The sequence below is a fragment of the Micrococcus sp. genome (assembly GCF_034179925.1).
Taxonomy (GTDB): Bacteria; Actinomycetota; Actinomycetes; order Actinomycetales; family Micrococcaceae; genus Micrococcus.
Genome location: NZ_JAXFPG010000037.1, coordinates 79,310 through 90,845, shown reverse-complemented (window position 1 = coordinate 90,845; position 11,536 = coordinate 79,310). Strand labels below are relative to the sequence as shown.

Genomic DNA, 11,536 nt, shown 5'->3' with positions numbered 1-11,536 from the left:
CCCGGGGGGCCTGGGGCGCGGCCGGCGCGCCGGCCCCCCCGCCCCCCGGCCGGGGCACCGCGGGCCCGCGGGCCGGGGCCGTGTCCGTCCTGCGGGTCCGCCCGTAGAGTCGAGACCGTCCGTTCCGCCGTCGAGAGGCTCCGCCGTGTTCGAGTCCGTCCATGCCCTCCTTGAGGAGCACCGCACGCTGGGGGAGCGGCTCTCCGATCCCGCGGTGCATCAGGACCCGGCTCTGGCGCGGCGGCTGGGGCGCCGGTACGCCGAGCTCGGCGCGGTGGCGGCGGCCCACACGGTGTGGGCGCAGACGACGGCGGACCTCGCCGACGCACGGGAGCTCGCCGATCAGCCCGGGGAGGACGCCGCGGCGTTCGCCGCGGAGGTGCCGGGGCTGGAGGCCGCAGCCGATGAGGCGGCCGAACGTCTGCGCCGCCTGCTGATCCCCCGGGACCCGGACGACGGCCGGGACGTGATCCTGGAGGTGAAGGCCGGTGAGGGCGGGGAGGAGGCCGCGCTCTTCGCCGGCGACCTGCTGCGCATGTATCTGCGGTACGCGGAGGCGCGGGGCTGGTCCACGAGCGTGCTGGCCCAGACCCCCTCGGATCTGGGTGGGGTCAAGGATGTGCAGGTGGCCGTGCGCGGGAGCGCCCAGGACCCGGCGGAGGGGGTGTACGCGCGCCTGAAGTACGAGGGCGGGGTGCACCGGGTGCAGCGGGTGCCGGTCACCGAGTCCCAAGGGCGGATCCACACCTCTGCGGCGGGGGTGCTGGTGCTGCCGGAGGTGGATGAGCCGGACGAGGTGCGGATCGAGCCGAACGAGCTGAAGGTGGACGTGTTCCGCTCCTCCGGTCCGGGCGGGCAGTCCGTGAACACCACGGACTCGGCGGTGCGCCTGACCCACCTGCCCACGGGGATCGTGGTGTCCATGCAGAACGAGAAGTCGCAGATCCAGAACCGAGAGGCGGCCCTGCGGGTGCTGCGCTCTCGGCTGCTGGCCCGGCGTCGTGAGGAGCAGGAGGCCCAGGATGCCGCGGCCCGCTCCGCGCAGGTGCGCACCCTGGACCGGTCCGAGCGGATCCGCACCTACAACTTCCCGGAGAACCGGATCGCGGACCACCGCACCGGCTACAAGGCGCACAATCTGGACACCGTGCTCAACGGCGACCTCGACGCGGTGATCGACGCGTGCGTGGCCCTGGACGAGCAGCGCCGCCTCGACCGTCTGGGGCAGCAGCAGTGAGCCGGGAGCGGGAGTGGTCCCTCGAACTGCGTGAGGCCGTGGCCACCCTGGCCCGAGCCGGGGTGGACGCCCCGCGGGCCGATGCCGAGCTGCTGCTGGCGCATGTGCTCGGTGGCGAGCGTGGGGCCGTGATGGCCCGGGTGCTCGCCGGTGCGCAGGCCGAGCCCGCCCAGGCGGCGGTGTTCGCCGGGCTTGTGGAGCGCCGGGCCGGGCGGGAGCCGCTGCAGCACCTGACCGGCCGGGCCTGCTTCCATGGGGTGGACCTGGCGGTGGGGCCGGGCGTGTTCGTGCCCCGGCCGGAGACGGAGCTGCTGGTGGAGGTCGGCATCGGTGCCCTCATAGCGGACCCGCAGGCCGAGCGGGTGCTCGATCTCTGCACGGGGTCGGGGGCGGTGGCCGCGGCCGTGGCCGCCTGGGGGCAGGCGCAGGGGCGGCGGCTGCGGATCACCGCAGTGGAGCTGGACCCGACCGCCCACTCCTGGGCCCGGCGGAACCTCGAGCCCTGGGGTGTGGATCTGCGCCTGGCCGATGCCCTCGACCCGATCCCCGAGCTGCGCGGGGTGGTGGACGTGCTCCTGACCAACCCGCCCTATGTGCCCGACGGCGAGGAGCCCCTCCAGCCCGAGGCCCGGCGAGACCCGGACCTGGCCCTGTACGGCGGGGACGCCCGCGGGCTGCGGATCCCGCTGCGCCTGATCGGCGCGGCCGCGGCGCTGCTGCGCCCGGGCGGGACCTTCGCGATGGAGCATCACGAGACGCAGGGGGAGGCGCTGGCGGCCGCAGCCGAGGCCTGCGGGGCGTTCGAGCGGGTCCGTGTGCTGCCCGATGCCACCGGACGCGACCGCGTGCTCGTGGCGGTGCGCGGCGCCGCGCCCGAGGCACCGGCCGCCGAGTGGAAGAATGGCCCCTGTGAGTGAGTACCTGGACGTCTCGGATCCCGCAGCCCTGCCCGCCGCCGTCGACCGCGCCCGCACGGTGCTGGGGGATCGCGGGTGCATCGTGCTGCCCACGGACACGGTCTACGGCATCGGGGCGGACGCCTTCTCGCCGACGGCTGTGGCTGTGCTGCTGGCCGCGAAGGGGCGCGGGCGCTCCATGCCCCCGCCCGTGCTGATGGCGGACCGTGCTGTGATGGCCGGCTTGGCCTACGACGCCCCGGAGCAGGCCGAGCAGCTCGCTGAGCGCTTCTGGCCGGGGGCCCTGACCCTGATCCTGAAGTCCCAGCCGACCCTCACCTGGGACCTGGGTGAGACCCGTGGCACGGTCGCCCTGCGCGTGCCGGCGGACCCGGTCACCCGGGAGGTGCTCTACGCCGTCGGGCCGATGGCCGTCTCCAGCGCCAACCGCACCGGCATGCCGGCGGCGACCACCGCGCAGGCCGCCCGGGAGATGCTCGGGGACGCGGTGTCCCTCTACCTGGATGGCGGTGAGCGCACCGAGTGCGCGCCCTCCACGATCGTGGACTGCACGGTGACCCCGTTCCGGGTCGCCCGCCAGGGCGCGGTCTCCCTCGAGGAGCTGCGCGAGGTGGTGCCGGATCTCGTCGCGGAGGGGGAGGAGCCGCCCGTGCCGGCCGACCGCCGGGCACCGGGCCTGCCCGAGGGCTGACCGTCTGCCCATGCGCGCCTATCTCGTGGTCATGGCCGTCACGGCCGTCTCCTGCCTGCTGCTGACGCCTCTGGTGCGTCGGCTCGGGCTGAGGCTGCGCGCCTGCACACCCCTGCGCGACCGTGATGTCCATGGCCGCCCCATCCCGAAGCTGGGCGGGGTGGCCATGGCCGCCGCCGTGCTGATCGGGGTGGCTGTGGCGGCGTCGGTGCCGTTCCTGCAGGGGATTTTCGCCTCCGCTGAGGCGGTCCATGGCCTGCTGGCGGCGGTGGGGGTGATCCTTCTGCTGGGCATCGCGGACGACCTCTGGGATCTGAGCTGGTGGGCCAAGCTCGCCGGCCAGTGCATGGCTGGGCTGTCCGTGGCCCTGGGCGGGATCCGTATCGAGGCCATGCCCGTGGGGTGGATCGCGGTGGGCAGCGAGGCCATGCAGGTGGTGCTCACGGTGTTCGCCGTGGTGCTGACCATGAACGCGATCAACTTCGTGGACGGTCTGGATGGGCTGGCCACGGGGGTCGCTCTGATTGGCGGTTCGGCATTCTTCGTCTACAGCTATCTGCTGACCCGCACCATCAACCAGTTCGACTACTCGAACCTGGCGACCCTGCTGATGGCCCTGCTCGTGGGGGCGTGCGCGGGCTTCCTGCCGCACAACCGGTACCCGGCCTCGATCTTCATGGGTGAGGTGGGCGCCCTGCTCCTGGGGCTGCTGATGGCCTCGGCTGCGGTCGCGGTGACGATGGACATCCACGCCTTGGACGGCTTCCGCTTCCGCAACGTGCCGGCGTATATGCCGATCCTGCTGCCGGTGGCGGTGATGGCCCTGCCGTTGCTGGACTTGGTCACCTCGGTGCTGCGCCGCACCGCGCACGGGTCCAGTCCGTTCTCCGCGGATCGCGGGCACCTGCACCACAAGCTCGTCGACGGCGGGTACACGCACCCGCAGGCGGTGGCGCTGCTGTGGCTGTGGGCGTTCCTCGTGGCCTGGGGTGCGGTGGCGCTGAACTTCGTGGACGACCTCATCCTCTTGCCGGTGCTCGCCCTGGCGCTCACGGGCGCCGGCTACCTCACGCTGCACCCCTTCGTGGAACGACGCCGGCACGGCCGTTCCGGCGCGGACGGCACCGTGGCCCCTGAGCAGCCTGAGCAGCCTGAGTGGCCTGAGCGGCCTGAGCGGGGGCGTCGGCGATGAGCGGCCGGGCGATGCCCCGCACGGCGCGGTGGGGCCGCCGGCGGTGGGAGAACCGCGCTGGCTGGTGGGGGATTCTCTGGTGGAGCACGGGGGCCGGTGTGGCGGTGCTCCTTGTGGTGTGCGCGGTGGCCGGGGCCGTCGGCGGCGGGGCTGCGGCGGCGTCCGCGCTGCTGGGCGGGGGCACGGTGCTCGGACTGTCCGCCCTCACGGCGGCGACGACGGCGCTGGCCTGGGACCACGCCCGGGAGGTGGTCCTGCCGCTGAGCATCGGGGCGTTCGTGCTGAAGCTGGTGGCGATGGCGCTGGTGCTGGGCCTGGCCCCGCGTCCGGACTGGATCGAGCCGGTGCCGGCGGGGGCGGCGGCCTTGGCCGTGATCGTGGTGTGGCAGGCCGCTGAGGTGGCCGTGTTCGCCCGCACGCGCCGGGCGATCTACGCCGACTGACCTCGGCGCTGGGAGTCCTGGACGGTGCAGGAGCCTGCCCGATTCGTGCTGGACCGGCTGTCACCCCGGTATTCCAGGGGGGTTTGGTATCGTTGCCGACGAACACTTCGACGGCTCGACCGCGCCGCCTCTCCCCAGTGTCCTGCACCGTTCCTTCCGCCCACCCGCGGGGGCGGGCTGAGGCCGAAGGTGAGGCACGTCTCGCGTCGGCGCATCATTCTCGGAGAGGATCCTCGTGCTACCCCTCGTGCTGGCGAACGCTGACTTCGTGCCCCCGTCCATCAGTGACGGCCACCTGCCGGAGATCCTTCCGTGGGGCGCCGAGTACGGCACGGGCTTCGGCAAGCAGATGGCGCTGGTGCTGCTCTCCGTCGTGCTGATCACGGCGTTCTTCGCGTGGGCCATGCGTCGGCCGAAGCTGGTGCCCGGCCGAGCCCAGTGGCTCGCCGAGTCCGGCTACTCCTTCGTGCGCAACGACATCGCCAGGGACATCCTGGGGGAGCGGAACTTCAAGCAGTGGGTGCCGCTGCTGTTCGGGCTGTTCTTCTTCATTCTGGTGAACAACATCTTCGGCGCGATCCCCTTCCTGCAGCTGCCGACGTTCTCCCACGCCGGCTCCGCCTACGCGCTGGCGCTCATCGTGTATGTGATCTGGATCGGCGTGGGTCTGCGCCATCACGGGCCGGGCTACTTCAAGCTGGCTGTGGTGCCCTCGGGCGTGCCCGGCTGGATCCTGCCGCTGCTGGTGCCGTTGGAGATCATCTCCAACTTCATCGTGCGCCCCCTGACCCACTCGCTGCGTCTGATGGCCACCATGCTGGCCGGCCACATGATCGTGATGCTCGCCGGCACCGGTGCCGCCTTCCTGATCACCCAGACGGACAGCCTGCTGCTGCAGGGCACCGGCGTGCTGGTGATCCTCGGCTCCGTGGCCCTCTACTTCCTGGAGCTGCTGATCATGTACCTCCAGGCCTTCGTCTTCACGCTCCTGACCGCTATCTACGTGCAGGGCGCGATCGACGCGAACGACCACTGATCTTCCGCGGCGCGCCGGTTCTCCGGCACCGGCCGCGGGCGGCGGAGCGATCCGCCACCGAAGGCTTCCCGGCACCCCCGATGCGGGGGACCGACCGGGAGGACGCACCTCCACAACCTGCCGGGGGCTCCGGCATCGTGAAAGGAACACCATGGACATCACGGGCAACCTGAACCTCGTCGGCTACGGCCTGGCCTCCATCGGCTCCGCCATCGGCGTGGGTCTGATCTTCGCGGCCTACATCAACGGCGTCGCCCGCCAGCCCGAGGCCCAGCGCATCCTGCAGCCGATCGCCCTGCTGGGCTTCGCGCTCGCCGAGGCCCTCGCCATCCTGGGCCTGGTCTTCGCCTTCGTCCTCTGACCCTGCACAGCACGAGGACGGACGGCGTGACCGCGCCGTCCCGCCTCACGCCCTGTGGGGCACACGACTGAAGGATGGTTGAAACATGATCAGCAACGGACTGATCCTCGCGGCCGGCGAGGGGGCCAACCCCCTCATCCCGAACCCCTGGGAGATCGTCGTCACCGCCGTGGGCTTCGCCCTGCTCATGTTCATCGTCATCAAGTTCATCGTCCCGGCCCTCGAGAAGTCCTACCAGGACCGCGTCGAGGCGATCGAGGGCGGCCTGGCCAAGGCTGAGAGGGCCCAGGCCGAGGCGAACGCGATGATGGCGGACTACGAGAGCCAGCTGGCCGACGCCCGCACCGAGGCCAACCGTGTGCGCGAGCAGGCCCGCGCCGAGGGTGCCCAGATCGTCGCCGAGGCGCGCGAGCGCGCCGCCGCGGAGGCCGCTCGCCTCACCGAGCAGGCTCACGCCCAGATCGCCGCGGACCGCGCCCAGGCCGCCGCGCAGCTCAAGAACGAGGTCGGCTCCCTGGCCACCGTGCTCGCGAGCAAGATCGTGGGCGAGTCCCTCGAGGACGACGCCCGCTCCCAGCGTGTGGTCGACCGCTTCCTGGCTGACCTGGATCGCCACCAGAGCGCGGGTGTGGCCGAATGACGGCGGGCGCATCGAGGGACTCCCTGGCCGCCTCCCTTCAGGAGGTCGGCCCGGTCCTGGACGAGGGCGGTGTGGCCCTGGCCCGCGAGCTCTTCGCCGTGCTGGACGTCGTGGACGAGCAGGGGCCGCTGCGTCGGGCCCTGACCGACCCGGCATGGAGCACCGAGCGCCGTCACGGTCTCGTGGACTCCCTGTTCGGCACCCGGGTGAGCCCCGGTGCGCTGCGGGTCCTCAAGGACCTGGCCGGCCGCCGCTGGTCGGCGGAGCGTGACCTCGGAGACAGCATGGAGGCCGTCGCCGCGCACGCGGCCACCGGTGAGGCCGCCCGCTCCGGGCACGCCGGCCTCGCCTCGCTCTCGGGCGAGCTCCTGGCCTTCAACCGGCTGGCCGAGGAGTCGAACGACGTCCAGCGGGCCCTCACCGATCCGCGTGCCTCCCGTGAGGACCGTGGCGCGCTGGCTGCCCGTCTGCTGGGCGGCTCCGCCTCGGAGGCGGGCCGGCTGCTGGTCGAGCGGGCCGTCACGGCTCCGCGCGGCCTCAAGCCCGTCTCCGCCGTCCGCCGCCTCGCGGACGTCGTCGCCGAGCGCCAGCGTCAGTGGATCGCCCAGGTCACCGTGGCCCGCGTCCTGGACCTCGGCCAGCAGGAGCGGCTCATCGCCGGTCTGCGGCGGGCGTTCGGACGTGACCTCGTGCTCGACCTGGTCGTGGACCCCGCCCTCGTCGGCGGCATCCGCGTGCAGGTCGGGGACGACGTCATCGACGGCTCCATGTCCAGCCGACTCACCGACCTCCAGCGCCGGATGGCGGCCTGACCGGCTCAGCCGGCGGGCCCCATCCGGCCTTCACGACCACCAGCATCATCGTCACGTCGATGATCACCAAGCACAGAGAGCAGGGACTGCAGATGGCCGAACTGACCATCAATGCCGACGATGTCCGCGATGCCTTGAACGACTTCGCGGCGTCCTACGAACCGACGGGCACCGAGCGCACCGAGGTCGGCCGCGTCATCTCCGCGGCGGACGGCATCGCCCGGGTGGAGGGTCTGCCCTCCGTCATGGCGAACGAGCTGCTGCGCTTCGAGAACGGCATCCTCGGCCTCGCCCAGAACCTCGACGCCCGTGAGATCGGCGTCGTGGTGCTCGGGGAGTTCCAGGAGATCCGCGAGGGCATGGAGGTGCAGCGCACCGGGGAGATCCTCTCCGTGCCGGTGGGCGACGCCTTCCTCGGCCGCGTGGTGGACCCCCTGGGCCAGCCGCTGGACGACATGGGCCCGATCGAGCCCGAGGGCCGCCGCGCCCTCGAGCTGCAGGCGCCCACCGTGACCCAGCGCAAGTCCGTGCACGAGCCGCTGCAGACCGGCATCAAGGCCATCGACGCGATGATCCCGATCGGCCGCGGCCAGCGCCAGCTGATCATCGGTGACCGCCAGACCGGCAAGACCGCCATCGCCGTGGACGCGATCCTCAACCAGAAGGCCAACTGGGAGTCCGGCGACGTCACCAAGCAGGTCCGCTGCGTGTACGTGGCCGTGGGTCAGAAGGCCTCCACCATCGCCGGCGTCCGCGCCACCCTCGAGGAGCACGGCGCCCTGGAGTACACCACCATCGTGGCATCCCCGGCCTCCGACCCGGCCGGCTTCAAGTACCTCGCCCCCTACGCCGGCTCGGCCATCGGCCAGCACTGGATGTACGGCGGCAAGCACGTGCTGATCATCTTCGACGACCTCTCCAAGCAGGCCGAGGCCTACCGCGCCGTGTCCTTGCTGCTGCGCCGTCCGCCGGGACGCGAGGCCTACCCGGGCGACGTCTTCTACCTGCACTCCCGCCTGCTGGAGCGCTGCGCCAAGCTCTCCGACGAGCTGGGCGCCGGCTCGATGACCGGCCTGCCGATCATCGAGACCAAGGCAAACGACGTCTCGGCGTACATCCCGACCAACGTCATCTCCATCACCGACGGCCAGATCTTCCTGCAGTCGGACCTGTTCAACGCCAACCAGCGCCCGGCCGTGGACGTGGGCATCTCGGTGTCCCGCGTGGGCGGTGCCGCGCAGATCAAGGCCATGAAGAAGGTCTCCGGCACGCTGAAGCTGGACCTCGCGCAGTACCGCGACCAGCAGGCGTTCGCCATGTTCGCCTCGGACCTGGACCCGGCCACCCGCCGCCAGCTCGCCCGCGGTGAGCGCCTGATGGAGCTGCTCAAGCAGCCGCAGTACTCCCCGTACCCGGTGGAGGAGCAGGTCGTGTCGATCTGGGCCGGCTCCAAGGGCCACCTGGACGAGGTGGACGTGGAGGACGTCCTGCGCTTCGAGCGCGAGTTCCTGGACCACCTGCGCCACAAGGGCCTGGTGCTGGGTGCGATCGCCGAGACCGGCAAGCTCGAGGACGACGCCCTCTCCGCTCTCGAGAGCGAGATGGTGGAGTTCAAGAAGGGCTTCCGCACTGCCGACGGCAGCCCGCTCGGCCAGGAGGACCCCGACGCGAACCCGGAGGACCAGGTCGCGCAGGAGCACATCACCAAGCAGAAGCGCTGACCGCAGCCGGTGAGTCCGTGGTCCGGCGGCGGACCTGAACACAGGCCGCCGCCGGACCGCCCTCCCGTCAGGAAAGGACACCCATGGGAGCCCAGATCCGGGTCTACCGTCAGAAGATCGCATCGACCTCGTCGATGAAGAAGATCTTCAAGGCGATGGAGCTGATCGCGACCTCGCGCATCACTCGGGCGCGCGAGCGCGTGAACCAGTCGCTGCCGTACGCGGAGGCGATCACCCGCGCCGTCACCGCCGTCTCCAGCCAGCACGAGATCGATCACGTGCTGACCACTGAGCCGGAGAACCCGACCCGGGCCGCCGTGCTCATCCTCTCGTCCGACCGCGGCCTCGCGGGCGCCTACTCCGCGAACGTGCTGCGCACGGCCGAGCGGCTGCTCACCCGGCTGCACGAGGAGGGCAAGGACACGGACGTCTACGTCGTCGGCCGCAAGGCGCAGACGTACTTCGACTTCCGGGACCGCTCCTACGCCCGTCTGTGGACCGGCCAGACCGACGCCCCCAACGCCGAGCGCGCCATAGAGATCGGCGAGGCCCTCGTGGACGCCTTCGTCACGGACACCGCCGACGGCGGCGTGGACGAGATCCACGTGGTCTTCACCGAGTTCGTCTCGATGGTCAAGCAGAACCCCAAGGTCCTGCGCCTGCTTCCGCTGGAGGTCGTGGAAGAGGAGGCCTCGGAGGAGGACATGCTTCCGCTCTACGAGTTCGAGCCGGACGCGGACGAGGTCCTCGACGCCCTGCTGCCCAAGTACATCGAGTCGCGCATCTTCAACGCCATGCTCCAGTCGGCCGCCTCCGAGCTGGCCAACCGTCAGCGGGCCATGAAGTCGGCCGGTGACAACGCCACGAGCCTCATCAAGGACTACACGCTCCTGATGAACAACGCCCGTCAGGCCGAGATCACCCAGGAGCTCACCGAGCTCATCGCGGGCGCGGACGCGCTCAACAACTCCTGAGCTCCCCACCGGCTCATCAGATTCGCCATCCACACACGATAGAAGTGAGAGAGATGACTGCCACCATCACCGACCAGGGCACCGGCACCGGCGCCCGCGGCGCCACCGGGCGCGTCGCCCGCGTCATCGGCCCCGTGATCGACGCGGAGTTCCCCGCGAACGCGATGCCCGAGATCTACAACGCCCTCACCACCGAGATCACCCTCAACGGCGAGACCCGCACCGTGACCTTCGAGGTCGCCCAGCACCTCGGCGAGAACATGGTGCGCGCCATCTCGCTGCAGTCCACTGACGGCCTGATGCGAGGCACCGACGTCGTGGACACCGGTGCCCCGATCTCCGTCCCCGTGGGCGACGCCGTCAAGGGCCACATCTTCAACGTGCTCGGTGAGACCCTGGACATCCCTGGCGCGGAGCTGGACGCGGCCGACCGCTGGCCGATCCACCGCCCGGCCCCGAACTTCGCGGACCTCGAGGGCTCCACCGAGATGCTGGAGACCGGCATCAAGGTGATTGACCTGCTGACCCCGTACATCAAGGGCGGCAAGATCGGCCTGTTCGGCGGCGCCGGCGTGGGCAAGACCGTGCTCATCCAGGAGATGATCACCCGTGTGGCCCGCAACTTCGGCGGTACCTCTGTGTTCGCCGGCGTCGGCGAGCGCACCCGTGAGGGCAACGACCTCTGGGTCGAGATGGACGAGGCGGACGTGCTCAAGGACACCGCCCTCGTGTTCGGCCAGATGGACGAGCCGCCGGGAACGCGTCTGCGCGTGGCCCTGTCCGCGCTGACCATGGCGGAGTACTTCCGCGACGTGCAGAACCAGGACGTGCTGCTGTTCATCGACAACATCTTCCGCTTCTCGCAGGCGGGCTCCGAGGTCTCCACTCTGCTGGGCCGCATGCCCTCCGCGGTGGGCTACCAGCCGAACCTCGCCGACGAGATGGGTGTGCTCCAGGAGCGCATCACCTCCACGCGCGGTCACTCCATCACCTCGATGCAGGCCGTGTACGTGCCCGCGGACGACTACACGGACCCGGCCCCGGCCAACGTGTTCGCCCACCTGGACGCGACCACGAACCTCACCCGTGACCTCGCCTCCCGTGGCCTGTACCCGGCGGTGGACCCGCTGGCCTCGACCTCGCGCATCCTCGACCCGCAGTACGTGGGCCAGGAGCACTACGATGTCGCGATCCGCGTGAAGCAGATCCTGCAGAAGAACAAGGAGCTGCAGGACATCATCGCGATCCTCGGTGTGGACGAGCTCTCCGAGGAGGACAAGGTCACCGTGGGCCGCGCCCGCAAGATCGAGCAGTTCCTCTCGCAGAACACCTACACCGCCAAGCAGTTCACCGGCGTCGAGGGCTCCACCGTGCCGGTCAAGGACACCGTGGAGGGCTTCAAGGCCATCGCCGACGGCGACATGGACCACGTCGCCGAGCAGGCCTTCTACAACGTGGGTGGCCTGGACGACGTCGAGCGCGCGTGGGCGAAGATCCAGGCCGAGGGCTGAT

The 11,536-nt window shown here is 71.0% G+C and carries 12 protein-coding genes; all 12 read left to right on the top strand.

The window, feature by feature from the left end; all coding sequences use genetic code 11:
* The first annotated feature begins 145 nt into the window (after positions 1–145).
* The 12 genes from prfA (at position 146) to atpD (ending at position 11,535) form a co-directional block, all read left to right on the top strand.
* The gene (gene prfA, locus SPI96_RS07605; protein ID WP_321081762.1) at positions 146–1,237 is read left to right on the top strand and encodes a peptide chain release factor 1; all 1,092 of its coding nucleotides are present in this window, start codon (positions 146–148) and stop codon (positions 1,235–1,237) included.
* Positions 1,234–2,154, top strand: coding sequence for a peptide chain release factor N(5)-glutamine methyltransferase (gene prmC, locus SPI96_RS07600; RefSeq protein WP_321081761.1), 921 nt, complete (start codon positions 1,234–1,236; stop codon positions 2,152–2,154). Before prfA ends, prmC begins: the two co-directional genes overlap by 4 nt.
* Positions 2,138–2,845 (top strand): L-threonylcarbamoyladenylate synthase, encoded by a 708-nt coding sequence (locus SPI96_RS07595; RefSeq protein WP_321081760.1) that lies wholly within the window; start codon positions 2,138–2,140, stop codon positions 2,843–2,845. Before prmC ends, SPI96_RS07595 begins: the two co-directional genes overlap by 17 nt.
* Positions 2,846–2,855: 10 nt before the next feature.
* On the top strand, positions 2,856–4,037 hold the full coding sequence (locus SPI96_RS07590) for an MraY family glycosyltransferase (protein ID WP_321081759.1): 1,182 nt from the start codon (positions 2,856–2,858) through the stop codon (positions 4,035–4,037).
* Positions 4,038–4,048: 11 nt separating this feature from the next.
* Positions 4,049–4,480: a hypothetical protein gene (locus tag SPI96_RS07585; RefSeq protein WP_321081758.1), complete on the top strand. Its 432-nt coding sequence runs from the start codon at positions 4,049–4,051 to the stop codon at positions 4,478–4,480.
* A 235-nt stretch (positions 4,481–4,715) separates the two neighbouring features.
* A complete protein-coding gene (atpB, locus tag SPI96_RS07580) occupies positions 4,716–5,516 on the top strand; it encodes a F0F1 ATP synthase subunit A (RefSeq protein WP_321081757.1) in 801 nt (266 codons plus the stop codon).
* 151 nt (positions 5,517–5,667) lie between these two features.
* Positions 5,668–5,877 carry an ATP synthase F0 subunit C gene (locus tag SPI96_RS07575; protein ID WP_321081756.1) on the top strand — a complete coding sequence of 70 codons (210 nt, stop codon included), beginning with the start codon at positions 5,668–5,670 and terminating at the stop codon, positions 5,875–5,877.
* A gap of 85 nt (positions 5,878–5,962) precedes the next feature.
* Positions 5,963–6,517, top strand: a complete 555-nt coding sequence (locus tag SPI96_RS07570) for a F0F1 ATP synthase subunit B (RefSeq protein ID WP_321081755.1) — start codon at positions 5,963–5,965, stop codon at positions 6,515–6,517.
* Positions 6,514–7,329 carry a F0F1 ATP synthase subunit delta gene (locus SPI96_RS07565; protein ID WP_321081754.1) on the top strand — a complete coding sequence of 272 codons (816 nt, stop codon included), beginning with the start codon at positions 6,514–6,516 and terminating at the stop codon, positions 7,327–7,329. The genes SPI96_RS07570 and SPI96_RS07565 overlap by 4 nt, the downstream gene beginning before the upstream one ends.
* A gap of 92 nt (positions 7,330–7,421) precedes the next feature.
* Positions 7,422–9,050, top strand: coding sequence for a F0F1 ATP synthase subunit alpha (atpA, locus tag SPI96_RS07560; protein ID WP_321081767.1), 1,629 nt, complete (start codon positions 7,422–7,424; stop codon positions 9,048–9,050).
* An 83-nt stretch (positions 9,051–9,133) separates the two neighbouring features.
* Positions 9,134–10,024 carry a F0F1 ATP synthase subunit gamma gene (locus tag SPI96_RS07555; protein ID WP_321081753.1) on the top strand — a complete coding sequence of 297 codons (891 nt, stop codon included), beginning with the start codon at positions 9,134–9,136 and terminating at the stop codon, positions 10,022–10,024.
* Between the two features lie 53 nt (positions 10,025–10,077).
* Positions 10,078–11,535 (top strand): F0F1 ATP synthase subunit beta, encoded by a 1,458-nt coding sequence (gene atpD, locus SPI96_RS07550; protein ID WP_321081752.1) that lies wholly within the window; start codon positions 10,078–10,080, stop codon positions 11,533–11,535.
* Position 11,536: the final 1 nt, after the last annotated feature.